General features: G+C 54.4%; 26 protein-coding genes and 2 tRNA genes. 18 read left to right on the forward strand and 10 right to left on the reverse strand.

Annotated features, from left to right (window positions below; genetic code table 11):
* Positions 1-6 precede the first annotated feature (6 nt).
* Together hpxD and AC4IBF_RS14105 are read left to right on the forward strand one after the other, a co-directional pair.
* Entirely contained in the window at positions 7-1,044 is a 1,038-nt protein-coding gene (gene hpxD, locus AC4IBF_RS14100) for a molybdenum cofactor-independent xanthine hydroxylase subunit HpxD (RefSeq protein ID WP_143344907.1), read from the forward strand.
* An 11-nt stretch (positions 1,045-1,055) separates the two neighbouring features.
* Entirely contained in the window at positions 1,056-1,991 is a 936-nt protein-coding gene (locus tag AC4IBF_RS14105; RefSeq protein WP_491462923.1) for a PDR/VanB family oxidoreductase, read from the forward strand.
* Positions 1,992-2,035: 44 nt separating this feature from the next.
* On the opposite strand, the gene AC4IBF_RS14110 is transcribed toward AC4IBF_RS14105, so the two are convergent.
* Positions 2,036-2,123: transfer RNA gene (locus AC4IBF_RS14110), tRNA-Ser, on the reverse strand.
* A gap of 277 nt (positions 2,124-2,400) precedes the next feature.
* Here AC4IBF_RS14110 and AC4IBF_RS14115 point away from each other — a divergent pair.
* From AC4IBF_RS14115 to AC4IBF_RS14140, 6 genes are all read left to right on the forward strand, one after another.
* The gene (locus tag AC4IBF_RS14115) at positions 2,401-3,537 is read left to right on the forward strand and encodes a D-alanyl-lipoteichoic acid biosynthesis protein DltD (RefSeq protein WP_248174076.1); all 1,137 of its coding nucleotides are present in this window, start codon (positions 2,401-2,403) and stop codon (positions 3,535-3,537) included.
* On the forward strand, positions 3,534-3,656 hold the full coding sequence (locus AC4IBF_RS14120) for a hypothetical protein (protein ID WP_256371422.1): 123 nt from the start codon (positions 3,534-3,536) through the stop codon (positions 3,654-3,656). Before AC4IBF_RS14115 ends, AC4IBF_RS14120 begins: the two co-directional genes overlap by 4 nt.
* Before the next feature lie 9 nt (positions 3,657-3,665).
* Positions 3,666-4,784 (forward strand): MBOAT family O-acyltransferase, encoded by a 1,119-nt coding sequence (locus AC4IBF_RS14125; protein ID WP_491463324.1) that lies wholly within the window; start codon positions 3,666-3,668, stop codon positions 4,782-4,784.
* Positions 4,781-6,214 (forward strand): AMP-binding protein, encoded by a 1,434-nt coding sequence (locus AC4IBF_RS14130; protein WP_115874668.1) that lies wholly within the window; start codon positions 4,781-4,783, stop codon positions 6,212-6,214. Before AC4IBF_RS14125 ends, AC4IBF_RS14130 begins: the two co-directional genes overlap by 4 nt.
* 17 nt (positions 6,215-6,231) lie before the next feature.
* The gene (locus AC4IBF_RS14135; protein ID WP_008499867.1) at positions 6,232-6,450 is read left to right on the forward strand and encodes an acyl carrier protein; all 219 of its coding nucleotides are present in this window, start codon (positions 6,232-6,234) and stop codon (positions 6,448-6,450) included.
* A 251-nt stretch (positions 6,451-6,701) separates the two neighbouring features.
* Positions 6,702-7,538, forward strand: coding sequence for an alpha/beta fold hydrolase (locus AC4IBF_RS14140; protein WP_213751053.1), 837 nt, complete (start codon positions 6,702-6,704; stop codon positions 7,536-7,538).
* Positions 7,539-7,644: 106 nt separating this feature from the next.
* Here AC4IBF_RS14140 and AC4IBF_RS14145 read toward each other — a convergent pair whose 3' ends face one another.
* The 3 genes from AC4IBF_RS14145 to AC4IBF_RS14155 all read right to left on the reverse strand — a co-directional run bounded on the left by AC4IBF_RS14145 (position 7,645) and on the right by AC4IBF_RS14155 (position 10,054).
* Positions 7,645-7,902, reverse strand: a complete 258-nt coding sequence (locus AC4IBF_RS14145; protein WP_063453335.1) for a YjhX family toxin — start codon at positions 7,900-7,902, stop codon at positions 7,645-7,647.
* Positions 7,903-8,193: 291 nt separating this feature from the next.
* Positions 8,194-8,281, reverse strand: a tRNA-Ser gene (locus AC4IBF_RS14150).
* A 144-nt stretch (positions 8,282-8,425) separates the two neighbouring features.
* Entirely contained in the window at positions 8,426-10,054 is a 1,629-nt protein-coding gene (locus tag AC4IBF_RS14155) for an ABC transporter substrate-binding protein (protein WP_133294121.1), read from the reverse strand.
* Between the two features lie 270 nt (positions 10,055-10,324).
* Here AC4IBF_RS14155 and yccA point away from each other — a divergent pair, with 270 nt between their 5' ends.
* A complete protein-coding gene (gene yccA / locus AC4IBF_RS14160) occupies positions 10,325-10,984 on the forward strand; it encodes an FtsH protease modulator YccA (RefSeq protein WP_047174510.1) in 660 nt (219 codons plus the stop codon).
* An 87-nt stretch (positions 10,985-11,071) separates the two neighbouring features.
* Positions 11,072-11,401, forward strand: a complete 330-nt coding sequence (tusE, locus tag AC4IBF_RS14165) for a sulfurtransferase TusE (RefSeq protein WP_032658335.1) — start codon at positions 11,072-11,074, stop codon at positions 11,399-11,401.
* Here the strand turns inward: tusE and yccX are convergent.
* The 3 genes from yccX to AC4IBF_RS14180 are packed head-to-tail and all read right to left on the reverse strand — an operon-like array spanning position 11,398 to position 13,047.
* Positions 11,398-11,679, reverse strand: a complete 282-nt coding sequence (gene yccX / locus AC4IBF_RS14170; protein ID WP_029739909.1) for an acylphosphatase — start codon at positions 11,677-11,679, stop codon at positions 11,398-11,400. The two genes, tusE and yccX, sit on opposite strands and share 4 nt — an antisense overlap.
* An 11-nt stretch (positions 11,680-11,690) precedes the next feature.
* Complete coding sequence (locus AC4IBF_RS14175) at positions 11,691-12,479, reverse strand: AraC family transcriptional regulator (RefSeq protein ID WP_491462924.1); 789 nt, start codon at positions 12,477-12,479, stop codon at positions 11,691-11,693.
* Positions 12,480-12,489: 10 nt separating this feature from the next.
* Positions 12,490-13,047, reverse strand: a complete 558-nt coding sequence (locus AC4IBF_RS14180; protein WP_136194639.1) for a kinase inhibitor — start codon at positions 13,045-13,047, stop codon at positions 12,490-12,492.
* A 173-nt stretch (positions 13,048-13,220) separates the two neighbouring features.
* Here AC4IBF_RS14180 and rlmI point away from each other — a divergent pair, with 173 nt between their 5' ends.
* Both rlmI and hspQ read left to right on the forward strand, forming a co-directional pair.
* Positions 13,221-14,411 (forward strand): 23S rRNA (cytosine(1962)-C(5))-methyltransferase RlmI, encoded by a 1,191-nt coding sequence (rlmI, locus tag AC4IBF_RS14185; protein WP_096150520.1) that lies wholly within the window; start codon positions 13,221-13,223, stop codon positions 14,409-14,411.
* A 60-nt stretch (positions 14,412-14,471) separates the two neighbouring features.
* Entirely contained in the window at positions 14,472-14,789 is a 318-nt protein-coding gene (gene hspQ / locus AC4IBF_RS14190) for a heat shock protein HspQ (protein WP_013097248.1), read from the forward strand.
* 37 nt (positions 14,790-14,826) lie between these two features.
* Here the strand turns inward: hspQ and AC4IBF_RS14195 are convergent, their stop codons facing one another.
* Complete coding sequence (locus AC4IBF_RS14195; protein WP_008499920.1) at positions 14,827-15,240, reverse strand: CoA-binding protein; 414 nt, start codon at positions 15,238-15,240, stop codon at positions 14,827-14,829.
* Positions 15,241-15,413: 173 nt separating this feature from the next.
* Here AC4IBF_RS14195 and csgI point away from each other — a divergent pair, with 173 nt between their 5' ends.
* Entirely contained in the window at positions 15,414-16,076 is a 663-nt protein-coding gene (csgI, locus tag AC4IBF_RS14200; RefSeq protein ID WP_127730303.1) for a curli synthesis inhibitor, read from the forward strand.
* Between the two features lie 80 nt (positions 16,077-16,156).
* Complete coding sequence (mgsA, locus tag AC4IBF_RS14205) at positions 16,157-16,615, forward strand: methylglyoxal synthase (protein ID WP_491462925.1); 459 nt, start codon at positions 16,157-16,159, stop codon at positions 16,613-16,615.
* 60 nt (positions 16,616-16,675) lie between these two features.
* Here mgsA and helD read toward each other — a convergent pair whose 3' ends face one another.
* Positions 16,676-18,730: a DNA helicase IV gene (helD, locus tag AC4IBF_RS14210; RefSeq protein WP_143344904.1), complete on the reverse strand. Its 2,055-nt coding sequence runs from the start codon at positions 18,728-18,730 to the stop codon at positions 16,676-16,678.
* 123 nt (positions 18,731-18,853) lie between these two features.
* On the opposite strand from helD, the gene AC4IBF_RS14215 reads away from it, so the two are divergent.
* Both AC4IBF_RS14215 and yccS read left to right on the forward strand, forming a co-directional pair.
* Positions 18,854-19,300, forward strand: a complete 447-nt coding sequence (locus tag AC4IBF_RS14215; protein ID WP_111964540.1) for a YccF domain-containing protein — start codon at positions 18,854-18,856, stop codon at positions 19,298-19,300.
* A gap of 19 nt (positions 19,301-19,319) precedes the next feature.
* Entirely contained in the window at positions 19,320-21,482 is a 2,163-nt protein-coding gene (gene yccS, locus AC4IBF_RS14220; RefSeq protein WP_133294117.1) for a YccS family putative transporter, read from the forward strand.
* On the opposite strand, the gene AC4IBF_RS14225 is transcribed toward yccS, so the two are convergent.
* Entirely contained in the window at positions 21,439-22,065 is a 627-nt protein-coding gene (locus tag AC4IBF_RS14225) for a TfoX/Sxy family DNA transformation protein (protein ID WP_127730297.1), read from the reverse strand. The genes yccS and AC4IBF_RS14225 overlap by 44 nt on opposite strands.
* A 217-nt stretch (positions 22,066-22,282) precedes the next feature.
* Here AC4IBF_RS14225 and sulA point away from each other — a divergent pair, with 217 nt between their 5' ends.
* Both sulA and ompA read left to right on the forward strand, forming a co-directional pair.
* Positions 22,283-22,792 carry an SOS-induced cell division inhibitor SulA gene (sulA, locus tag AC4IBF_RS14230; protein WP_111964573.1) on the forward strand — a complete coding sequence of 170 codons (510 nt, stop codon included), beginning with the start codon at positions 22,283-22,285 and terminating at the stop codon, positions 22,790-22,792.
* Positions 22,793-23,146: 354 nt separating this feature from the next.
* A complete protein-coding gene (gene ompA / locus AC4IBF_RS14235) occupies positions 23,147-24,202 on the forward strand; it encodes a porin OmpA (RefSeq protein ID WP_023311028.1) in 1,056 nt (351 codons plus the stop codon).
* Positions 24,203-24,261: the final 59 nt, after the last annotated feature.

Raw genomic sequence — 24,261 nt, forward strand, 5'->3', positions numbered from 1 at the left:
GGGATAATGATGAAAAGAGAACCAACTCCACCCGCCCACTGTACGTTTGAGCCAGAGGACTGGCTGCGTCTGGCGAAATGCTGGCATCCGGTCGCGCGCGCCTGCGACGTCGGCCCGGCGCCGGTCAAGGCGACCCTGCTGGATGAACAGCTGGTGATTTACCGGATCCACGACCAGGTCGTGGTCGCCCGTGACGTCTGCCCGCACCGCGGCGTGCCGCTGACGCTCGGCTTTCACGACGAGCACGGGATTATCTGCCCCTATCACGGCCTCCGCTTTGGGGAGGACGGGCGCTGCAACCGTATTCCCTCCAGCCCCGACCAGCCCGTTCCGGCGAAGCTGAACCTGATTAACTACGCCGTGGAGGAGCGGTTCGGGCTGATCTGGACCTGCCTGGCGTTTGATCCGGAAAACCCCGCGCCGCTGCCAACCATGCCGCACTGGGATGACGCCGGATTTCAGCAGATTAACTGCCCGGCGTTTGAGGTCAACGGCTTTGCCGGACGTCAGGTAGAGGGTTTTCTGGACGTGGCGCACTTTGCCTGGATCCACACCGAAACCTTTGCCGACCCCAATAACCCGCTGGTGCCCCACTATCAGCCGCAGGAGACGCCGTTTGGCTTCGTGGCGGATTACTGGAGCTCCGTGAGCAACTATCCCGCCAGTTCCCCCGTGCAGGCTCCGGAAGGGTTCCAGTGGTTGCGCCATTTTGAGATGCACCTGCCGTTCACCGCCACCCTGACGATTCATTTTCCGGGTGAATCGCGGCTGGTGATCATGAACGCCGCATCGCCGGTGTCATCGCGCGTGACCCGCATGTTCGCCCCTATCGCCCGCAATTTTGACCTGCATATTCCTGTGGAGGATGTGCATGCCTTCAATCTGCGGATTTTTGAAGAGGACCGTCTGATGGTGGAAACCCAGCGCCCGGAAAGCCTGCCGCTGGACCTGACCCTGGAAGCGCATATCCCCGCAGATAAAAGCTCGATTGCTTACCGTCGGGGGCTGAAGAAGATGGGCTTTGGCGAGTTTTTCCTGGTATGACGGAGGCCGATATGCTGAGCGTGATTGTTGACGGGCTGTGGCGAGAGGGCGACAAAAGCCTCGCCGTCAGGCTGGTGGCGGAAGACGGCGAAGCGCTGCCACCCTGGCAGCCCGGCGCACACATTGATGTTCACCTGCCCTGCGGCGTGGTTCGCCAGTATTCCCTGACCGGAGCGTGTAGCGGCGAGAACTACCTGATCTGCGTGGGGCGGGAAACCGCCTCGCGCGGCGGATCGCGCTACGTTCACGAAACACTGCGTCCGGGGCAGAAGCTGCTAATTTCAGCCCCGCGCAATCTGTTTCCGCTGGTTCAGGCAGAACGGGTTTTGCTGCTGGCGGCGGGCATTGGCATTACGCCGCTGTATGCGATGGCCCTGCAGCTGAAGGCAACCGGAACGCCGTTCACGCTGCACTACTACGTCAGAAACCGCGAAAGCGCGGCGTTTACGCGTGAACTCTCCCGGTTCGACGAGTGCCTCATTCATACCGCCAGCCCGCGCATAACGCTGGCAGAGCATCTCCCCGCGCCCGAGGCGGGGCTTCACGCCTGGATATGCGGACCGGCAGGATTTATGGAAAAAGTGTGTGAGGTCGCCACTGCAAAGGGATGGGATGACGCCCAACTTCACAGCGAGGCGTTTCAACCCGTTGCGCCCGCCGCAGGCGGTGAAACCGGGGAGATTTTCACGGTCAAACTGGCCTCCACCGGTGAGCGCTGGCCGGTGCCTGCGGATAAGACCATCGCCCAGGTATTACAGGAAAACGGGGTAGACATTCCGCTGTCATGCGAAATGGGGATCTGCGGCGCGTGCCTGACGCCGGTGATTGACGGCGTGGTGGATCACCGGGATAGCGTGCAGTCGGAGGCGGAAAAAAGCGCGACGAACCAGCAGGTGGCGCTGTGCTGTTCGCGAAGCCATTCCGGGGAGCTGGTGATTGGGCTGTAAAACGAAAAAACCCTGCGATATTGCTATCGCAGGGTTTTCGAATTTGGCGGAAGCGTAGAGATTCGAACTCTAGAACCCTTTCGGGTCGCCGGTTTTCAAGACCGGTGCCTTCAACCGCTCGGCCACGCTTCCAAAGTGAGGCGCACTATAAACATCTATTAGCGCCTTGTAAAGCAGGAATTTTTCTATTTTTCCCCACAGGCGTTTGACTGCGCAAAAAGTCACCCAAACGCTGACTTCACATCATTCTCCGCGACCTTGTACATACCGTAACATAGCAACGCTCATCGTTTTAAATCGCTCTGGTATAGAATGCCATAAAAATAAACGGTCATATGTTGTGTAATTGTTATAAATCTGAGTAGCCACAGATTTAGAAATTACTGCCATGCAGTGTTACTGGTTGATGATGAAAATCAAAAATTCGCTTTGCTTACATATCCTGATGGCGACGCTGGCCATTTTGTTTCTCTGTGTTCACCCGCTGGTGACGAGTTTCGATCCGCCGCTCACCTTCCAGCCGCTGATTAAATCAATGGCGGGCACGCCTAAAGAACAGGCGGAAAAAATTGCGACTATTTCTCATGCCTTAGAAGGGAATGCTATTTTCTTCATTGGCGCGTCTGAGGTTGCCACCTCAGAAGATGAACATTACGCTGTATATAATTACTTTAATAAGCAATTACACAAACCCGTCGTGGCGTATGGCGATGCGTTTGTCGATGATGAAACGCAATTTTTACTATTCTCACGTTTTAAAAATAGCCTTAACGCAAACAGTAAAGTTGTTTTGCTGCTGGCGCCTGACAGCTTTTACTCAAAAGGGCTGCCACCGGCTATTTATGCCGATAATTTCCCCGGCTCTATTTTTAATCCACTGATGAAGGATCCGCAGGCTCGCCCGCTGCTGGTTAATTATTTAAAGCATATTGATAGTAAAGAAATAAGCCATTTAACCTTTGGCCAAATGCGCGTCTTTGGCTGGCATCCCGATCAGATCTGGGACGAGCTGAGCTTCCAGTTTGCGAACGTCTGTACCATGATAAAAAACGACTGGCTGTCGCTGCTCAACATTAGGCCCCAGACGGTTCAGACCTGGCCGCCGCAGCCAGCCACCCACATTATCCCTGACTGGGATAAAGAGCTGGCGAATGCCCGCGAGTTAAATAAAAAACGCCAGCAGAGCGCGGCCACCCTGTGGATGGACAAAACGATTTACGAAGAGGACGGTACGCGGCAACAGTGGGACGACACGCCGGTCGTGCCTGCGCAAATCGCCGCTTTCAGTAAAACCGTCCAGCTGCTGAAAGAACATCACGTGCAGGTGATTGCTATCGTCGACCCGGTTAACCCCTGGGCGCTTTACAACACCGATACCTTCCGCCCGGTTGATAAGCAAATTAAAACCATTCTGGAAAAAAACCAGATCCCCTATTTAGATATGTACGCCATGCCTTATCAGAATGGCTGGAACTGGGATCGTTTGCACCCTTCCGAACTGGCCTGGGTTCCTATGATTCGCTTTATTGCACAGAGTTTTAAATGATGAAAATTGCGATCCGTCTTTTTTTCCTTTATCTCCTGCTGGCGATTACCGTCGTCGCGTGGACCTCTGTCGATGACAGCATGAGTATGCAGCTGCATTTTGAATATCAAAAATTCTGAGGCCGAATGATGTATAGCTCAGGAATGTTTTTTGTCTATTTGTTTTCATCCGCCCTGGCGTTTGCGCTGGTCAATCGCGTATTACGCCATCGCCTGACGTATTTATCGGCCTTATCCGTCCTGGCCGCATTAGGCTGGGGCTATATTTTTCAGGGTGATTACCGTGTTCCCGCGGTCGTTTTTTTTAGTTTTTACATTGTCGCCGCGTTTAAAGAAAAAGGATGGTTAAAAACCTGGCAGGCGATTGTGTTAACGCTGCTTCCTTTATTTTTGGTGAAACTGCACGTTAATAACCATCTCAGCATGATTGGCCTCTCTTTTATGACGTTCCGCGCGGTGGACGTGCTGCTCTATCGCAGTAAAAAAGAAGGGCAGAATTTCCTGCACTATTTCTGCTATCTGTTTATGCCCTTTATTATTCTGGCGGGCCCAATGTACCGCTGGCGGACATGGATGAGCGACGTCAGTAAGCCCGTCTTTGCCCTTACTCGCGAACAGTTTTTAGTGGCGCTGGAGCAAATCATTACCGGCATTGTCCAGAAGTTCCTGTTTGCGATGCTGGTTGACTCACTCGTCGTGCAGCCCTGGAGCCATAAGCCGTTTACCCTGACCGTGGGCGTGGTGATGTCGATAGCCTACAGCGCCTACCTCTACTTTGATTTTGCGGGCTACAGCAATATGGCCATCGGTGCGGGCCGCCTGTTTGGACTCAACATTCCGGCAAACTTCAATATGCCGCTTCTGGCAAAGAACCCGCAGGATTTCTGGCGCCGCTTCCACATCAGCCTGTCTGAATGGCTGCGCGATGTGGTCTTTATGCCCGTTTATATGAACCTGATGAAGTTCAACTTTTTCCGTCAGAACAAAACGCTGGCGCAAAATATCGGTATTTTTTGCACCCTGTTCTGCATGGGGGCATGGAATGGCCTGGAACGCCATTACGTCATCAGCGGCGCGCTGTTTGGCGGCATTTCTGTCGCCCATAACATGCTGCTGTGGTCAGCCAAACGCAGCCCGACGTTACACCGCGGGTTGCAGTATCCGGCCGTTGCGTTTTTGGGACGCATTCTGACGCTGGGAAGCGCCGCGGGCTCCCTTTACATCTTTAGTGGAATGTCACCTCTATGAAAAATCACTCCGATCTTCAGGAAATGCACGATTTCTTGCGTGCGGCATTATGCGATCCCGCCTCCCCGCAGCAGCCGGCCATCAGCGGCAGCGACGAAGCCTTAAGTTGGCTGCAGCTTTCCGCGGCCGTGACGGACTGGGCGCAGCGCTATCAGCGTTGCCAGCCTGTTGCCGGTACGCCGGTCGTCTTGTACGGACACCAGCAGGCCGAGTTCGCCGTGGCGATTTATAGCTGCCTGCTGCACAACATTCCGTACATTCCGGTGGACTGCATTTACCCGCAGGAGCGCCTGCGGGAGATCTGCCATCTGGCCAGCGCCCCTTACTATTACGACGTCGCGACCCGGCAGTTTATCGCCACCGGTGAACCGGGCAAGGTGCTGGAGGAGCAGGATTTGGCCTATATCATGTTTACCTCAGGCAGCACCGGCAAGCCTAAAGGGGTGCAGATTGGACGTGAAAGCGTATGGCACTTCATGAAATGGGTCAGCCAGGACTTTTCGCTGCCGGAAAAACCAGTGCTGATGAACCACGCGGTGTTCAGTTTTGACCTCTCCCTGATCCCTTTGCTGGCGAATCTGGCGATGGGTGGACACATCGTGCTGAACGCCAAAGAAGACATTCAAAAAGAGAACTGGCTGGAACGACTGAAAAGCAATGCCGTCTCCGCCTGGATTTCCACCCCCTCTTTTGCTTACCAGCAGCTGCTTTCCCCGCAGTTTAACAGCGAGTATTTACCTGAACTCAACGTCTTTATCTTCATTGGTGAAGTGTTGAATAAAGCGCTGGTTAAACAGCTTCGCCGCCGCTTCCCGCAGGCAAAAATCATTAACTCCTATGGTCCAACGGAAGCGACCATCGCGACCACCGTGGTTGAAATCACGGATGAGATCCTGAACAGCGACAGCGCCGTGCTGCCGGTGGGGGTCATGATGCCAGAGAGCAGAATGGAAATTTCCGCTGAAGGCGAGCTGATTATCTGGGGTAAAAACGTCATGCGCGGCTACCTGGGCCTACCGCAGGAGAACGCAGAAAAATTACTCCGTCGGGAAAATGAAGCATTTCGCGGCTACCGGACCGGCGATCTGGGCTATGAAGCGGGACTTATCTACTGCCAGGGCCGCAACGATAGCCAGGTCAAACTGAATGGCTACCGTATTGAAATTAACGAGATTGAAAACCGCCTGCTGGCCATGTCCGGCATCAACGAAGCGGTGGTTCTGCCGCTGATGAAATCCTGCGGCAGCGTGCTGCGCATTGCCGCGTTCTGCGTGACCGATATGGCGCCGGATACCATCAAAACGTCGCTTTCTAAGGTGGTTCCGCACTATATGGTGCCTTCACAAATTATCGTAAAAGACGCTTTGCCGCTGAATCCCAACGGCAAAATTGACCGCAAGCTGCTGGACGCTTACGCCCGCACAAATTAATGACTCCAGGAAAAATTATGGAACAAGAAATTCTCGCCCTGTTCGAAAAAGTGTTATCCCGTAAGGTGGGCTTTCACGATGAACTGATTGAATCCGACATTCTCGACTCCATCCTGGCGGTCGATATGGTGCTGGAAGTGCAGGACGTTTACGGCTGTATGATCCCGCCAACTGACGTAGCGACGGTGCTGAAAACCCCGGCTGACCTGGCCCGCTATATTGAAGAAAACCGCTAAACGCCCCTGCAGTTAATGCTGCCCTGAAGGCTCTGGAGGATCTCCCCAGAGCCTTTTTTCGTTCCCCCTCCCGCCTGAAAGCAAAACGCTGCCTTTCACAGGAATGAAACCCACTGCTTTTACTATTTCACCTACACTTTAGGGGTACTGTCGGTACGGGAAATAGAAAAAAGCCAACTTAATTAAGGCATTAATGATTCGCTCTCCACCCGGGTTGCGATCGTTTTGCCTTTAACAGAGGAGTCTGCAGTATGGCATTCGTAACCACGAAAGACGGCGTCAACATTTACTACAAAGACTGGGGCCCCAAAGAGGCCCAGCCCATTGTCTTCCACCACGGTTGGCCGTTGAGTGCCGATGACTGGGATAACCAGATGCTCTTCTTCCTTGCTGAAGGCTATCGCGTTATCGCTATCGATCGCCGCGGTCATGGGCGTTCGGACCAGGTGAGTGAAGGACACGATATGGATCATTATGCGGCCGATGCGTCAGCCGTGGTTGAAAGCCTGGATCTGCGTAATGCCGTGCACGTCGGTCACTCCACAGGCGGCGGCCAGGTCGCCCGCTATGTTGCCCGGTACGGCCAACCGCAGGGGCGCGTTGCCAAAGCGGTGCTCGTCAGCTCTGTTCCGCCTCTCATGGTCAAAACGGAGACTAACCCCGGCGGAACGCCGATCGAGGTTTTCGATGGCTTCCGCAAAGCGCTGGCGGCTAACCGCGCCCAGTTTTACCTCGACGTCGCCAGCGGTCCTTTCTATGGTTTTAACCGTGAGGGAGCCGAGATTTCACACGGTACGATTCAGAACTGGTGGCGTCAGGGCATGATCGGCAGCGCCAAGGCCCACTATGAGGGGATTAAGGCATTTTCTGAAACCGATCAGACGGAAGATTTAAAAACCATCACGGTTCCCGTTCTGGTGATGCAGGGCGACGACGATCAGGTCGTGCCGTATAAGAATGCCGCCCTGCTGCAGGACAAGCTGCTGGCGAACAGCGTACTGAAAATTTATCCGGGCTTCCCGCACGGGATGCATACCACCCATGCGGATACTATCAACGCGGACATTCTGGCTTTTATTCGCTCATAACGCTGCGTTTCTTGCGGGATGGCGCTGCGCTTACCCGGCCTACATCCCGCCACGATATCCAGTTCAATGCATGAACGCCACCCGAGGGTGGCGTTGTCTATTTCACTTAGCGATTATCCAGCTGGGCGCGAACGTTGTTCAGCCCGGTGGTGTTGATCCGGTACGGCTGCCCGTTCACGGAGCGGATTAGCTTTTTGGTGCGGAGTTTTTTGAAGACGCTGAGCGTGCAGTCGCTCAGTATCAGCCCTTCACGGGTATAGCACTCTACGGACGTAACGCGGCCGGAACTGTCGCGGACGTGCACAATACGCCCACCTTTGGCGAGAACGTGTAAGGTACGTTGTTCCTGACGGGATAAATTCATACTGGAAAACCTGTGTAATCATCATGCGTAAAAACGAGCCCACACCCGCAGGTGCGTGCGTAAGGTTTAAGCGCAGCGATAACCAGTCCGTCCTGAAAAGGGCGGGAAGCTGATTATCTGATGAAAACATTCTCCAGCATCAAAGCCTCGATGAGAGATGAAAAGGTATTTACGGGGGTGAATAATAGCGCCTGATTTTTGCGGGGAAATAACGGGGTCTTGAAAGTGTGAGGCGGATCGGTCAATCCAAAACAAAAACCCCAGGTTCACAAGTAACCTGGGGTTTATATCTGGCGGAAGCGCAGAGATTCGAACTCTGGAACCCTTTCGGGTCGCCGGTTTTCAAGACCGGTGCCTTCAACCGCTCGGCCACACTTCCTAAGTGAGGCGAACTATAAACACCTCACCGCATGCTGTAAAGAGTAGCTGCACTCGTTCGCTGTAAAAATAGTCAAAACGTGTTTAATCGGTTGAACTGACGACACATCGACGATTTTATCAGCACAGTCTCCCGCGCTCAGGCTTAGTGTTTTTTGATGTACATGTCTTTGGTGTAATAGTACCCCAGCTTATCCGGCGTAAACCCACCCACCCACGGTTTCACCAGGTGCGTGCGAACGTAGTGATAAACCGGAATGGCCGGCACATCACGACCCAGCAGATCTTCCGCCTGCTGGTAGAACTTACCCCGCTCTTCCGTTGTTTTGGCTTTTGCGGCATTCACCAGCGCCTGGTCGTATTCCGGATTGCTGTACTGGCTGGTGTTTTCGCTGTCGCCGGTGCGGAAGGTGTTCAGGAAGGTCGCCGCATCGTCGTAATCGGCAATCCACGCGTACCGCACCGCGTCAAAGTTGTGGGTGTGCATGGTATCCAGCATGGTTTTCCACTCCTGATTTTGCAGCTTCGCCTCCACGCCGAGGTTCTTTTTCCACATGGAACTGGCCGCAATCGCGATACGCTGGTGCGATTCAGAGGTGTTATAGAGCAGGTTGAAGCTCAGAGGGTGGCTTTCGTTGTACCCGGCCTCGTTGAGCAGTTTTTTCGCCTCAGCGATGCGCTTGTCCTGCGGCCAGCTGGCGTAGTCCGGATTCTGAAGCTTAACGCCGCCGATATCCGGCTGGCTGATGAGCCACGCCGGGCGCTGCCCCTGCCCTAACACTTTCCCGGCAATGATGTCTTTATCGAGCGCCATGTTCAGCGCCTTGCGCACCCGGGCGTCGTTGAACGGCGGTCGGGTGGTATTGAATTCGTAGTAATAGGTCGCCAGCTGCGGAGAGACATCCAGTTGGCTGCCCAGAGTCTTCTTAAGCTGGGCAAACTGGTTGATCGGCACCGTGTACACGATATCAATTTCACCCGCTTTATAGCGGTTCACATCCGCGGCTTCGGAGGTGATAGGCAGATACGTCACCTTGTTGATCACGGTATGAGCATTATCCCAGTAGCGCGGGTTGCGCTCCGCCACAATGCGTTCGTTGACCACCCACTGTGAAAGCTTATACGCCCCACTAGTGACGATATGTTCAGGCTTGGTCCACTTGTCGCCAAAGCGGCCAATCAGCACTTTATCCACAGGCACCAGTGACGGGTGCGCCAGCATTGCCAGGAATGCCGCATTAGGCTGAGTCAATGTCACTTCCAGCGTGGTGTCGTTAATGGCTTTCACGCCCAGCGTATCGGGGGCTTTTTTCCCTTGAGCGATATCCGCACCATTTACGATGTGCATGTTGCCTGGATAGCTGGCATACGGTGAAGCAGTTTTAGGATCAACCAGACGCTGCCAGCTCCAGACCACATCTTCCGCGGTGATGGCAGTGCCGTCGCTCCAGGTGATGCCCGGGCGCAGATGGAACGTCCAGACGGTGTTGTCCTTGTTCTCCCATTTTTCCGCCAGCCGGGGCTGAACTTCACCCGACGGGGAAACGCTGACCAGCCCGTCGAATAAATCACTGATAATATTGAATTCGACGTCGCTTTCGACTTTATGCGGGTCGAGCGAAGCGGGCTCATTACCGTTGTTCCTGACCAGTTCCTGCTTATCGGCCAGCTGCGTTCCTGCCGGCACGTTAGCCGCCCAGGTAGCCGTGCTGGCGCACAGGATCCCTGCGGTAAGTAAAGAGAGCGTAAAGCGCGTGCGTGTTTGTGGTTTCATTTCCTTCGCCTTATTGTCTGTTTTTGTGACGATCCGGAAATAACTCTTAGCGGCCTTATGGTAATAACGCAATAATTTTCAGTAACCTATAAGAGGTTGATCTGATTAATCGCGCCAAACCGCTGTTCATACTGGTGAAATGTATTTATGCAGAAGAAACAACCAGCTCCAGCGCTAACCTGCTGAGTAAAGATGGGTAAAACCACTTTGAGACTGGCGCCCCGTTTCCTATTCTTTCCGTTAATTACATCTGTCATAAGAGAGTGACTCATGGATCGTATAATTACTTCCTCACGCGACCGCACATCGCTACTCAGCACCCACAAGGTGCTGCGCAATACCTATTTCATGCTCAGCCTGACGCTGGCGTTTTCGGCGATCACCGCCACCGCCAGCACCCTGCTGATGCTGCCGTCTCCGGGGCTGATCCTGACGCTGGTGGGTATGTATGGTCTGATGTTCCTGACCTACAAAACCGCTGACAAACCGGTCGGTATTCTGTCGGCCTTTGCCTTCACCGGCTTCCTGGGCTACATCCTGGGACCGATGCTGAACGCGTATCTGTCTGCCGGTATGGGCGACCTTATCGGCATGGCGCTGGGCGGTACCGCGCTGGTATTCTTCTGCTGCTCGGCCTACGTGCTGACCACCCGTAAGGACATGTCCTTCCTCGGCGGTATGCTGATGGCGGGTGTTGTTGTGGTGCTGGTGGGCATGGTGGCTAACATCTTCCTGCAGCTGCCTGCCCTGCACCTGGCGATCAGCGCCGTGTTTATTCTGATTTCTTCCGGCGCGATCCTGTTTGAAACCAGCAACATCATTCGCGGCGGTGAGACGAACTATATCCGCGCCACCGTGAGCCTGTACGTGTCGCTGTATAACATCTTCGTCAGCCTGTTGAGCATCCTGGGCTTCGCCAGTCGGGATTAAACCGCAGCGCTGTGAACCTGGCCCCGCTTATGCGGGGCTTTGTTTTTTGGTACACTGCTGCGGTTTTTGACTGACGCGTGAATGACTATGTTGAGTTTTGAAGGCAAAGAGATCGAGACCGATAACGACGGTTATCTGAAAGAGAGTGGCCAGTGGAGCGAACCGCTGGCGGAGAAAATTGCGGAAAACGAAGGGATAACCCTCTCTCCAGAACACTGGGAAGTGGTGCGTTTTGTTCGCGAGTTCTATCTTGAATTCAACACCTCTCCGGCCATTCGCATGCTGGTCAAGGCGATGGCCAATAAGTTCGGTGAAGAGAAAGGCAACAGCCGCTATCTGTATCGTCTGTTCCCGAAAGGCCCGGCAAAACAGGCCACCAAAATTGCCGGCCTGCCTAAGCCGGTGAAGTGCATTTAATACCGAATACCGAAATTTACGTATTCGCGCCCCGGTTGATGGGGTTCCGTTAAGACCTTATCAACCCGCGCGCTGCGCGGCCCACCCGCTTTCAGCCACGCCACCAGCTTGTCGACCTGCTCCGCTTCGCCGCAGGCGACCACTTCGACGCTTCCGTCGTCCATGTTGCGCGCGTATCCCGTTAGCCCAAGCTCAACAGCTTCGCGCTGGGTGCTGTAGCGGAACCCGACGCCCTGAACAACGCCGTGAACCCAGGCAATAGTGCAGACTTTAGACATTCTTCTTCTCCTTAACGTAGCGTTTTCGGTAAGCAGCCGTAGTGTTGCCGGAAACGGGCGGTGAAACGAGAGCTGGAAAGATACCCACATTGTAATGCGATTTCGCCGATCGGTAATCGTGTTGACTGTAGCTGCGACAAAGCCACGGCCATCCTTATCTCCTCCACAATCTGGCGAAAACTCTGCGACTCTTCACGTAACCGCCTGCGCAGCGTCGGCACGCTTAATGCGAGACGGCTGGCAACGTCCTGCGCGGTCCAGTCTCTGGCGGGCGACAGCATAATGAACTGCCGCACCTGCTCGGTCAGGTTACTGTTTCGCTCAACAAGCAGCGGACCCGCCACGCCATCATGTAGCAAGGCCAGCAACAGACCGAAGGCCTGATGCTTTTGTAGCGCTTCCGGTAACTCCTGACGCACGGCGTGCAGCAGGTTGTCCCACATAAATGCCAGCCCCTCGCTCAGCGGAGCACAGAGCGAATGCAGCGTCGTGCGCGGCCAGGATTTCAGGTAATGCGCTTTAAACTCGGCAACAATTTCCGGCGATAACATTAGCAAATCCGAGTGAAACAGCCCGTTTACAGGCTGATTAATAATTTCCATCGACGTATTGGCAGGGATAATGATGAGCTCATCCCGTGTCGCCTCCAGGCGGTTATCATCCTGAACAATCACCTTACTGCCGTGAGTGATATGACAAATAGCCGGAAAAAAAAGTTTAACCTGGTGCAGGCGATGCATTTTGCTGGCAGTCACTTCACCCGCTGTAAGATGTTTATGTCGAAAATGAAACTCCTGCACCCTGCCATCCTTATCTGCTGTAGGTTGCTGTTAACTGAGCCTTTGCCAGAACGTGACTATTGATCATAAAACCGACCAGCGCGCCGCTGGCATTGTTGTCGACGGGCAGTTTATCCACGTCGAGCGCCCAGACGGTAATCTGATAGCGGTGAGGCTTATCCCCGGCGGGTGGACATACGCCGCCGAATCCAGAATAGCCGAAATCATTACGCCCCTGCACAGCGCCGGCAGGTAATTTCTCGCCGTTCGGATTACCGGCATCAGCGGGCAGCGTCATTGTCTTCGCCGGGATATTGGCTACTGTCCAGTGCCACCAGCCGCTGCCGGTAGGTGCATCCGGGTCATATACCGTAACGGCAAAACTTTTCGTACCGGCAGGGGGATTCTTCCATGCCAGCCGTGGTGAAGTATTTCCACCGTGGCAGCCGAACCCCTCAAACACCTGCTGTGTCGCTAACCGCCGTTCGCCGGAAATATCCCGGCTGGTGATGCCGAAAGGCGTTGCCGCTAAAACCTGAGAACTCATTGCCGCCAGAGCGGCTATGGCTATTACACTGTGCTTTTTCATGGGTATTTCCTTTGCTGAACCGGAAGCCCTAAGATAAAGCACGCAACAATGCCCCAATGTGCCTAAGCGATTTGATTTTGTGCCGAAACGCTCAACGGCATCCGCAGATGATTGCGCCTTGCTGAATGTGGTAATCTACGCGCCATTTCCTGAAATCGACAGAACAGCAAATTATGAGTGTACGTTTAGTGTTAGCCAAAGGGCGCGAGAAATCATTACTGCGCCGTCATCCCTGGGTCTTTTCCGGCGCGGTTGCCCGTATGGAAGGCAAAGCCAGCCTCGGTGAAACCATTGATATCGTTGACCATCAGGGTAAATGGTTAGCGCGAGGCGCCTACTCGCCAGCGTCCCAGATCCGTGCTCGCGTCTGGACGTTTGATAAAGATGAAACCATTGACATCGACTTCTTCGTTCGCCGCCTGCAGCAGGCGCAGCAGTGGCGCGACTGGCTGGCAAAACGTGACGGGCTGGACAGCTACCGCCTGATCGCCGGTGAGTCCGACGGCCTGCCGGGCGTGACCATCGATCGCTTCGGTGACTTCCTGGTACTGCAGCTCCTGAGCGCCGGAGCGGAATACCAGCGTGCCGCGCTGATCAGCGCGCTGCAAACGCTGTTCCCGGAATGCGCCATTTACGACCGCAGCGATGTGGCGGTGCGCAAAAAAGAAGGCATGGAGCTGACTCAGGGGCCCGTAACGGGCGAACTACCACCGGCCCTGCTGCCGATTGAAGAGCACGGCATGAAGCTGCTGGTGGATATTCAGGGCGGGCACAAAACCGGTTACTACCTCGACCAGCGCGACAGCCGTCTGGCTACGCGTCAGTACGTTGCCGACAAACGCGTGCTGAACTGCTTCTCCTATACCGGCGGTTTTGCCGTTTCAGCTCTGATGGGCGGCTGTGCCCAGGTTGTCAGCGTGGATACCTCGCAGGAAGCGCTGGACGTGGCAAAACAGAACGTCGAGCTGAACAAGCTGGATCTGAGCAAAGCGGAATTTGTACGCGATGACGTGTTCAAGCTGCTGCGTAAATATCGCGATCAGGGCGAGAAGTTCGACGTCATCGTGATGGATCCACCAAAGTTTGTGGAAAACAAAAGCCAGCTGATGGGCGCGTGCCGTGGGTATAAAGATATCAACATGCTGGCCATCCAGCTGCTGAACCCGGGCGGGGTTCTGCTCACCTTCTCCTGCTCCGGCCTGATGACCACAGATTTATTTCAGAAAATCATCGCCGATGCCGCAATAGATGCTGGCCGTGATGTACAATTTATAGAGCAGTTCCGTCAGGCAGCCGATCATCCCGTGATTGCTACCTACCCGGAAGGACTGTATCTGAAAGGGTTTGCCTGTCGCGTCATGTAACTTGAAAAGAGAAATATTGCCCGCACATAACGTGTAAGTCGTATTTCCCGGGAGGTGACTATGATTGCCAGCAAATTCGGTATCGGCCAGCAGGTCCGCCACACTTTGCTCGGGTATTTGGGTGTGGTCGTGGATATCGACCCGGAGTATTCCCTTGATGAACCGTCAGCAGACGAGCTGGCGGTCAACGCAGAGCTTCGCGCCGCGCCCTGGTACCATGTGGTGATGGAAGGTGATGACGGGCAACCCGTCCACACCTACCTCGCCGAAGCGCAGCTGAGTAGCGAGCTGCAGGATGAGCATCCGGAGCAACCCACTATGGATGAACTTGCTCAGACTATCCGCAAACAGTTACAGGCTCCGCGCCTGCGGAACTAAGCGTGTAAAAAAAGCCCGATGAACGGGCTTTTTTTTATTACTTCGCCAGCCCCAGACGGGGGATATCGATCGCCGGACAGCGGTCCATGACGACGTTCAGCCCCGCATCCCGCGCCAGTACCGCAGCCTGCTCGTTAATCACACCCAGCTGCATCCACAGCGTTTTCGCCCCTACGGCGATAGCGTCCTGCGCCACTTCCCACGCTGCCTCGGAGTTTCGGAAGACATCAACCATATCAATTTTTTCCGGCACGTCAGCGAGCGTGGCATACCCCTGCTGACCGAGTAAGGTTTTCCCCGCCACTTTTGGCGAGACCGGGATAACGTGATAGCCCTGATCGAGAAGGTATTTCATCACCCGATAGCTTGGGCGATCGGGTTTATCGCTCGCGCCCACCAGCGCAATGGTACGCGTGGATGTCAGAATCTCGGCAATATCGTTCTCTTTCATGGTTTTTCTCCTGGCTTTTTTAAAAGTGTACGCCAAACCGCGCATCTCAACCATCCATCCCATACAGATGCATGAGGGCAAAACTGCGAAATATGTCTATATGTTAGTAAACGTGATTATCGAAAAATTTAGATACATTAATGCGGCGACAGGATTTCTGACGGGAGCCTTCTATGAAAACCGGTATTGCCACGGCTCTGATTGCGTTAGTGATGCCGGTCTGGGTTTTTGCTACCACGCTCCGGCTCTCTACCGACATTGATCTCCTTGTTCTGGACGGAAAAAAGGTCTCCAGCTCGTTATTGCGGGGTGCGGACAGCATCGAATTGGATAACGGGCCGCATCAGCTGGTCTTCCGGGTGGAAAAATCGATCGGGCTTGCGAATCACGAGCAAAGGATGTACATCTCGCCGCCGCTGATCGTCAGCTTTAACACCCGGCAAATCAGTCAGGTGAACATCACTCTGCCTCGCCTTGAAACGGAGAAAGAGTCTGCGGCCTTCGACGCTTCACCCCGCGTTGAACTGCTGGACGGGGATGCGATGCCGATTCCGGTGAAGCTGGATATTCTGGCGTTGACGACCTCACCGAAAGGCCCGGATTACGAGGCAGCGACCCAGACCTATAACAAAGCGGGTAAACGCGCCTCTCTTCCGCAGTTTGCGACCATGATGGCGGACGACAGTACGCTTTTGTCCGGCGTCTCCGAACTGGATGTCATTCCTCCCCAGTCCCAGACCCTGACGGAACAGCGCCTTAAATTCTGGTTCCAGCAGGCCGATCCCGACACGCGGGCCCGATTTTTACAGTGGGCAAAACAACAACCTTCATCATAAGCCACATTTTTTACGCCTTTCTCTTGCAGCGTCAGACGGTTCCCGTCATCGTGTAGTCAGTTAACCTGATGGATATGATTATGGAATTGACAACACGCACGCTGCCTGAGCGCAAACACATTGCTCTTGTGGCGCACGATCACTGTAAACAAATGCTGCTTAACTGGGTTCGCCGCCATCAGTCTTCGCTGGAAAAGCACGCCCTGTCGGCGACCGGTACAACCGGTAACCTGATCCAGCGCGAAACGGGTCTACAGGTGAATGCGATGCTGAGCGGCCCGATGGGCGGCGATCAGCAGGTCGGCGCGCAGATTTCCGAAGGGAAAATTGATGTGCTGATCTTCTTCTGGGACCCGCTGAACGCGGTTCCGCACGATCCGGATGTCAAAGCGCTGCTGCGCCTGGCGACGGTGTGGAATATTCCAGTGGCGACAAACCTCTCGACGGCGGATTTCATCATCGAATCGCAGCAGTTTAACTCACCGGTAGATATCCTTATTCCGGACTATCAGCGTTATCTTTCAGAGAGATTGAAGTAGCTTTTTTTTGCCGGGTGGCGGCTACGCCTTACCCGGCCTACCCATCCTTGCCCGGCGGCGTTATGGCTTCCGCGCCACCGGCACATCTATACTCTTCAATATATCGACAAACACGGATGGCTCCTCTTTATTGAACAGCAGCCACACGCGATGGCGCGCGCGGGTCATTGCCACATACAGCAAACGCCGCTCTTCGGCATCCGGGAAATCTTCCGGCTCCGGCAGCAGGGCCTGTTCCATCACCGACTCGCGGGCCGGGGCCGGGAAACCGTCGCTCCCCTCTTTCAGCCCCACCACGATCACATAATCGGCCTGCTGCCCTTTGCTGGCATGAATCGTCATAAATTCAAGCTGCAGTTTCGGCCAGCGGGTGGCGGCTTTTTCCAGCGCCTCAGGTTTAATGTGATGGTAGCGTGCCAGCACCAGGATACGCTCATCGGGCTTAGCGTAGCCGCTGAGCTTGTCCAGCAGCGGTTCCAGCTGATCGTCCGCCAGCAGGGTCACTGCTTTTTTATCCCCAGGCCGCAGGCTATTGAGCGGTTTTGCCAGCTGATGCGGGTTCTGCTGGATAAAGCGGTTGGCGATTTCACCAATCCGTGAATTGAAGCGGTAGGTCGTATCCAGATCGCTGCGATCGCCTTCGCCAAAATAGTGGTGGAATGCGGTCGTCAGCGAAAGCTGTGCCCCGCTGAAGCGATAGATGGCCTGCCAGTCATCCCCCACCGCAAACAGAGAGGTATGTTTATTTTGTGCCCGCAGCGCCGAGAGCAGAGCCGCACGCTGTGGAGAAATATCCTGGAACTCATCCACCAGAATATGTTTCCACGGGCTGACAAAACGTCCCTTTTCAAGAATGATGATGGCTTGATGGATCAAACCGGAGAAATCGACCGCATTTTCTTCTTTCAATGCTGTTTTCCAGGCCTTCAGCAGCGGCGCCATCAGCTTGACCCGCTTCGAAAACAGCTCGCGGATTGCCTCCGGCGCGCTTTCAATCATCTCTGCCTGCGATCCACCGTGCATTCGCATCAGGCTGACCCAACGGTCAAGTCGCGAACCCAGCCGACGCGCCAGTTTGTCATCCTGCCAGAAGCTGCCCTCAGGCACCTCCCAGTTGAGTTCCTCTTCCAGCCACTGACGCCACCCTTTCGCCTGCGCCTTTTTCTCACTGCACTGCTGGCGCCACGTTTTGATGAACAGCGCCTGACGCGCCTGCGCGTCGTTTTCCAGCTTACTGATGGAAGGCACTTTTTTACTGCCCTGCTGAATAATATGCAGCGCAAGAGCATGGAATGTTCTGGCCGTGATATCCCGGGTGTGCAGGCGCTCCTGGATCCGTTCGTCCATTTCCTGCGCGGCCTTACGGCCAAAGGCCAGAAGCAGAATTTGATCGGCGACCGCTTCCCCGGTCGTCAGCAGCCAGCCGGCACGCGCGACCAGCACCGACGTTTTACCGCTACCGGCTCCCGCCAGCACCAGCAGCGACTGCTCGCCGTTGACCACCGCTCGCGCCTGAGCCGGATTGAGCGGTGAAGATTCCACCGTACTGAAAAAATCGGCGTATTGGGTAAGCATGGCATCCGTCCAGGCCTGGTTATGGGCGAGACGGCTTTTATCCTTTTCATTCAGCCAGGCCTGACACTGGCGCCAGGCGTCGCGACAGTTGTCAAACTCGTCGAGACGCGTCACGGAGAGCGGCAGCGCCGAGAGTGCCTGCCGGATCTTTTGCTGCAGGCCGGCAGTCTGCTGACGGGTCAGCCACGCGTGCTGCGCGTTGCTCTGGGCGATATCGTCCAGCACCTGCTGCAGCACCTGGGCGGCAATCACGCTCATATCCTGGCTCCACTGCTGCCAGAGTGCGTTCAGGTGATGATGGAAACGCTGGGTTTCCGCCCACTCGGTGCCATGAAGGCGCACGACTTTATCGTCAGGCAGAACGAACTCCAGCTCGCCCCACACCAGACCGCGTTTGCAATGAATAGCCAGAAGCTGATTAAACGGAATAAGGTATTCGTGGCGTTCCCCGGAGACTTTCACCCCGGCATTGAGGAGAACAACCCTGTCGTAAGGGTGTTGTGCCAGGCGTTTGCCCAGCGACGTTGCTTTCAGTTCCATGTTCCGCCAAATCCACGAAGAGATAATTTACCTGACAGTTTAACTGCCAGTTTTAAGGTGCTCCAGCCTAAAAAAACGTTACAATCATTGGGCGTTAATTATATCGAAAGGAAGTGAGCGTTTATGCGTACCGTTCTGAATGTGTTGAATTTTGTGCTGGGCGGTTTTGCCACCACCCTTTCCTGGCTTTTTGCCACGCTGGTGAGCATCGTCCTGATTTTCACGCTTCCCCTGACCCGTTCCTGCTGGGAAATCACAAAACTCTCCTTAATCCCCTACGGGAATGAAGCCATCCACGTTGACGAGCTGAATCCGGAGAGCAAAAACGCCCTGATGAATACGGGCGGAACCCTGCTTAACATTCTGTGGCTGATTTTCTTTGGCTGGTGGCTGTGCATCATGCATATTTTTGCCGGTATTGCACAGTGCATCACGATTATTGGTATTCCTGTGGGGATCGCAAACTTTAAGATCGCCGCTATCGCCCTTTGGCCCGTTGGTCGCAGGGTTGTTCCGGTAGAAGTGGCCAGAGCGGCGCGCGAAGCAAACGCTCGCCGTCGTTTTCAGTAAATAAGGACTGGCCGCGTTTATGCTAAGCCCACTGCTTCGCCGTTATACCTGGAACAGCACCTGGCTTTATAACGTCAGGATATTTATCGCGCTTTGCGGCACGGTTGCCCTGCCCTGGTGGCTGAATGATGTCAAGCTCACCATTCCGCTCACGCTGGGGGTGGTCGCCGGGGCGCTGGCGGATCTGGACGACCGTCTGGCCGGGCGCTTACGTAACCTGGTCATTACGCTTGTCTGCTTTTTTATTGCGTCAGCTTCCGTTGAGCTGCTTTTCCCGTGGCCCTGGCTGTTTGCCCTGGGCCTTACGCTCTCAACCAGCGGGTTTATTTTGCTGGGCGGGCTTGGGCAGCGCTATGCCACCATCGCGTTTGGTGCATTGCTGATCGCTATCTACACCATGCTGGGCGTTTCCCTGTACGACCAGTGGTACCAGCAGCCGGTTCTGCTGTTGCTCGGTGCCATCTGGTATAACCTGCTGACGCTAACCGGTCATCTGATTTTCCCGGTTCGCCCGCTGCAGGATAACCTTGCCCGCAGCTTTGAGCAGCTAGCCCGCTATCTGGAACTGAAATCCCGGCTGTTCGACCCGGACATCGAGGAAGAAAGCCAGGCGCCGCTCTACGATCTGGCCCTGGCAAATGGCCAGCTGGTCGCCACTCTTAATCAGACAAAAGCTTCCCTGCTTACCCGTCTGCGCGGCGATCGCGGTCAGCGCGGAACACGACGGACGCTTCACTACTATTTTGCAGCCCAGGACATTCATGAACGCGCCAGCTCCTCGCACGTTCAGTATGCCGCCCTGCGCGAGAAGTTCCGCTACAGCGACGTGATGTTCCGCTTCCAGCGTCTGCTGTCCATGCAATCCCAGGCGTGCCAACAGCTCTCTCACTCCATTCTGCTGCGCACGCCCTATCAGCATGACCCCCGCTTTGAACGCGTATTCAGCCATCTTGATGCGGCACTCGACCGCGTTCAGGCCAGCGGAACGTCACCGGAACACATCAAAGCGCTGGGTTTTCTGCTTAACAACCTGCGTGCGATTGATGCCCAGCTGGCAACCATTGAGTCCGAACAAGCGATGGCGCTGCCAGGCAGTGAGGTGGAAAACCAGCTTGCTGATGACAGCGTACACAGCGTTAGCGATATGTGGCTACGGCTGAGCCGCAACTTTACGCCGGAGTCGGCTCTCTTTCGGCACGCCGTGCGAATGTCGCTGGTTCTGTGCGTGGGGTATGCCTTTATCCAGATTACCGGGCTGCATCACGGCTATTGGATCCTGCTGACCAGCCTGTTTGTCTGCCAGCCGAACTATAATGCCACCCGACACCGTCTTGCGCTGCGTATTATCGGCACGCTGGTGGGCGTCGCGATTGGCCTTCCGGTGCTCTATTTCGTGCCCTCCGTTGAAGGTCAATTGATCCTGATCGTGATTACCGGCGTGTTGTTCTTCGCGTTTCGCAACGTGCAGTACGCCCATGCCACCATGTTCATCACGCTGCTGGTGCTGCTTTGCTTTAACCTGCTGGGTGAAGGGTTTGAAGTCGCCCTGCCCCGAGTGATCGATACCCTGATTGGCTGTGCGATTGCCTGGGCCGCGGTCAGCTTTATCTGGCCGGACTGGCGTTTCCGAAATTTGCCGCGCGTGGTAGACAGGGCGATGAACGCCAACTGTCGATACCTTGACGCGATCCTGGAGCAGTATCATCAGGGCCGCGATAACCGCCTGGCTTACCGGATAGCCCGCCGCGACGCGCACAACAGTGATGCGGAACTGGCCTCCGTAGTCTCTAACATGTCGACGGAGCCTCGCGCCACGGCGGATATTCGTGAGACCGCGTTCCGCCTGCTCTGCCTGAACCATACGTTCACCAGCTATATTTCGACGCTGGGCGCTCACCGTGAGAAACTCACCAACCCGGGTATTCTCAACCTGCTCGATGACGCCGTCTGTTATGTCGATGACGCGCTTCATCATCGACCAGCCGATGAGCCGCGCGTTGAACAGGCGCTGGATGAACTGGCTCAACGCATTGCGCATCTAGACCCGGGAAACGACAGTAAAGCACCTCTGGTGCTTCAGCAGATAGGCCTGCTTATCGCTCTGCTGCCTGAAATTTGCCGGCTGCAACAGCACATCGCTACCTGGAGGAGTGATTCTCCTGTGGCTCAGTCAACGCATTAAACCACTCCGTGAGCTCCCGGCGAATGTCTGCCGGGAGTGCCGCTTCATGCAGCCCCTCGATAGCCCCTTCCAGCGCGAAGAGAACTTTAATACTCAGCGCTTTATTTTTTGCCCGCATCTTTAGCCAGCACGCCCTTGCACCAAGCTCCCGCAACATTTCCTCATTGGTGATGCCAGCTTCAAAGAGCAAGACTTCAAGCTGAAAGGTCAGGTTTGGCAGATCCTTGAGTCGGTTTCGTTGATGGCGCTGATAACGCTCTTTTCTTGCCGCACTGAGCGCAAACGAGGAGAGCTGAAGTAACCGCTCCCTGTCCTGCCATAATCCGTCATCAACACGATAATAGTTGAGCAGCACCGGACGGCCTCGCTTCATCAACGTCAAAAAAGAGGAGGCATTTTTTACACAGTATTTGGCACTCTCCTCACAGGCGCGAAGGTAAAGCTCGCCATCTGAGACCATGGCAAAAACAGCATCATCCACCGCAAGGGTATAGCCGCCAAACAACGCGCGGTGATGAATCTCGCCCAACGGGGAGAGGTATTCCTGAGATTTATAAATCCGTTCATAAGATATCTTTTTCATGATATTTCCCTTCAAAATCATAAAGTAACAACTAAATTTCTTACTAGCGGATCCGTTAGCAGGAAAATAGGCAACTTAACGTCGTTGAGCAAGATGATTTTTCGAGGAGCATCAAGATTGAATGAATTTTGCGAGTCGCTTTCCGAAAATGAGGTTGATCTTTGGGCATACAGGGGTTACTGTATATCCATACAGTAACTACAGGGCTGGAATGAATATGCACACTTCAGGCTATGCAAATCGCGCTACCTCTCTCTCTTCTGCTGCAGGCAATGTCTCGCAGAATTCCATCGAGCGTGTTTCCACGGGGCTTATCAGTGAAGTGGTTTATCGTGAAGACCAGCCCTTGTTAACGCAACTTCTGTTACTGCCGTTATTACAACAGCTCGGTCAGCAATCGCGCTGGCAGCTTTGGCTCACGCCTCAGCAAAAGCTGAGCCGTGAGTGGGTTCAGTCCGCCGGCCTGCCGCTGACGAAAGTCATGCAAATTAATCAACTCTCGCCTTGCGATACCGTTGAGTCGATGATCCGCGCGTTACGCACAGGGAATTACAGCGTGGTGATTGGATGGTTACCGGAAGAATTGACTGAAGAAGAACATTTCCGTCTGACTGAAGCCGCTGAAGAAGGGAATGCGATCGGGTTCATTATGCGTCCGGTTCGATCGGATTCTTACCGCAGAGGACAACTTTCTGGGCTAAAAATTCACTCAAATTTGTATCATTGAGCGAAATTAAGATTTTTCCTGGAATTTTTTTTGACCGCAAGATGGGATTTAAGTTCCCGACCTAAAAATTGCGGCAAGGCTTGTCTGGTGCGGTTCTCCTTAATTTTATTGCACAAAATTCGTTCGAAAAATGTTAAATAATCGGTATACGGAACTTTTTTTTTCATATGCCTGACGGACTTCACACTTGTAAGTTTTCAGCTACGTTGTAGACTTTACATCGCCAGGGGTGCTCGGCCTAAGCCGAAGATATCGGTAGATTTATATTTGACCACGCCCCCCGGTGAAGGATTTAACCGTGATTCTCTCTTGAGACTTTCATGGCGAATTTTGGATGATAACGAGGCGCAAAAAATGAAAAAGACAGCTATCGCGATTGCAGTGGCACTGGCTGGCTTCGCTACCGTAGCGCAGGCCGCTCCGAAAGATAATACCTGGTATGCAGGTGGTAAACTGGGCTGGTCTCAGTTCCACGACACTGGCTGGTACAACAGCAGCCTGAACAATGATGGCCCAACTCACGAGAGCCAGCTTGGTGCAGGTGCGTTCGGTGGCTATCAGGTTAACCCGTATGTTGGTTTTGAAATGGGTTACGACTGGTTAGGTCGTATGCCATACAAAGGCGACACCATCAACGGCGCTTTCAAAGCACAGGGCGTTCAACTGACCGCTAAACTGGGCTACCCAATCACTGACGATCTGGACGTGTACACCCGTCTGGGCGGCATGGTATGGCGTGCTGACTCCAGCAACAACATTTCTGGCGACAACCATGACACCGGTGTTTCCCCAGTATTCGCTGGTGGCGTTGAGTGGGCTATGACCCGTGACATCGCTACCCGTCTGGAATACCAGTGGGTTAACAACATCGGCGACGGCAACACCGTTGGTGTTCGTCCAGACAACGGCATGCTGAGCGTAGGTGTTTCCTACCGTTTCGGCCAGCAGGAAGAAGCAGCACCAGTTGTTGCTCCAGCGCCGGCTCCAGCTCCAGAAGTACAGACCAAGCACTTCACTCTGAAGTCTGACGTTCTGTTCAACTTCAACAAAGCGACTCTGAAACCAGAAGGTCAGCAGGCACTGGATCAGCTGTACACCCAGCTGAGCAACCTGGATCCTAAAGACGGTTCTGTAGTGGTTCTGGGCTTCACCGACCGTATCGGTTCTGACGCTTACAACCAGAAACTGTCTGAGAAACGTGCTCAGTCTGTTGTTGATTACCTGATCTCTAAAGGTATCCCAGCTAACAAGATCTCCCCACGTGGTATGGGCGAATCTAACCCAGTTACTGGCAACACCTGTGACAACGTGAAAGCTCGCGCTGCACTGATCGACTGCCTGGCTCCAGATCGTCGCGTAGAGATCGAAGTTAAAGGCATCAAAGACGTTGTAACTCAGCCAGCGGCATAAGTTATCGTCTTATAAAAAAACCCCGCCATGCGGGGTTTTTTATTGTCTGAAGAAAAGTA

This window comes from Enterobacter sp. Taxon_8, from assembly GCF_058354585.1.

Bases quoted from the DNA above. Each gene is read 5' to 3' on its own strand.
- hpxD (WP_143344907.1), top strand. From the start codon at position 7: ATGATGAAAAGAGAACCAACTCCACCCGCCCACTGTACGTTTGAGCCA.
- AC4IBF_RS14105 (WP_491462923.1), top strand. From the start codon at position 1,056: ATGCTGAGCGTGATTGTTGACGGGCTGTGGCGAGAGGGCGACAAAAGC.
- AC4IBF_RS14115 (WP_248174076.1), top strand. From the start codon at position 2,401: ATGAAAATCAAAAATTCGCTTTGCTTACATATCCTGATGGCGACGCTG.
- AC4IBF_RS14120 (WP_256371422.1), top strand. From the start codon at position 3,534: ATGATGAAAATTGCGATCCGTCTTTTTTTCCTTTATCTCCTGCTGGCG.
- AC4IBF_RS14125 (WP_491463324.1), top strand. From the start codon at position 3,666: ATGTATAGCTCAGGAATGTTTTTTGTCTATTTGTTTTCATCCGCCCTG.
- AC4IBF_RS14130 (WP_115874668.1), top strand. From the start codon at position 4,781: ATGAAAAATCACTCCGATCTTCAGGAAATGCACGATTTCTTGCGTGCG.
- AC4IBF_RS14135 (WP_008499867.1), top strand. From the start codon at position 6,232: ATGGAACAAGAAATTCTCGCCCTGTTCGAAAAAGTGTTATCCCGTAAG.
- AC4IBF_RS14140 (WP_213751053.1), top strand. From the start codon at position 6,702: ATGGCATTCGTAACCACGAAAGACGGCGTCAACATTTACTACAAAGAC.
- AC4IBF_RS14145 (WP_063453335.1), bottom strand. From the start codon at position 7,902: ATGAATTTATCCCGTCAGGAACAACGTACCTTACACGTTCTCGCCAAA.
- AC4IBF_RS14155 (WP_133294121.1), bottom strand. From the start codon at position 10,054: ATGAAACCACAAACACGCACGCGCTTTACGCTCTCTTTACTTACCGCA.
- yccA (WP_047174510.1), top strand. From the start codon at position 10,325: ATGGATCGTATAATTACTTCCTCACGCGACCGCACATCGCTACTCAGC.
- tusE (WP_032658335.1), top strand. From the start codon at position 11,072: ATGTTGAGTTTTGAAGGCAAAGAGATCGAGACCGATAACGACGGTTAT.
- yccX (WP_029739909.1), bottom strand. From the start codon at position 11,679: ATGTCTAAAGTCTGCACTATTGCCTGGGTTCACGGCGTTGTTCAGGGC.
- AC4IBF_RS14180 (WP_136194639.1), bottom strand. From the start codon at position 13,047: ATGAAAAAGCACAGTGTAATAGCCATAGCCGCTCTGGCGGCAATGAGT.
- rlmI (WP_096150520.1), top strand. From the start codon at position 13,221: ATGAGTGTACGTTTAGTGTTAGCCAAAGGGCGCGAGAAATCATTACTG.
- hspQ (WP_013097248.1), top strand. From the start codon at position 14,472: ATGATTGCCAGCAAATTCGGTATCGGCCAGCAGGTCCGCCACACTTTG.
- AC4IBF_RS14195 (WP_008499920.1), bottom strand. From the start codon at position 15,240: ATGAAAGAGAACGATATTGCCGAGATTCTGACATCCACGCGTACCATT.
- csgI (WP_127730303.1), top strand. From the start codon at position 15,414: ATGAAAACCGGTATTGCCACGGCTCTGATTGCGTTAGTGATGCCGGTC.
- mgsA (WP_491462925.1), top strand. From the start codon at position 16,157: ATGGAATTGACAACACGCACGCTGCCTGAGCGCAAACACATTGCTCTT.
- helD (WP_143344904.1), bottom strand. From the start codon at position 18,730: ATGGAACTGAAAGCAACGTCGCTGGGCAAACGCCTGGCACAACACCCT.
- AC4IBF_RS14215 (WP_111964540.1), top strand. From the start codon at position 18,854: ATGCGTACCGTTCTGAATGTGTTGAATTTTGTGCTGGGCGGTTTTGCC.
- yccS (WP_133294117.1), top strand. From the start codon at position 19,320: ATGCTAAGCCCACTGCTTCGCCGTTATACCTGGAACAGCACCTGGCTT.
- AC4IBF_RS14225 (WP_127730297.1), bottom strand. From the start codon at position 22,065: ATGAAAAAGATATCTTATGAACGGATTTATAAATCTCAGGAATACCTC.
- sulA (WP_111964573.1), top strand. From the start codon at position 22,283: ATGCACACTTCAGGCTATGCAAATCGCGCTACCTCTCTCTCTTCTGCT.
- ompA (WP_023311028.1), top strand. From the start codon at position 23,147: ATGAAAAAGACAGCTATCGCGATTGCAGTGGCACTGGCTGGCTTCGCT.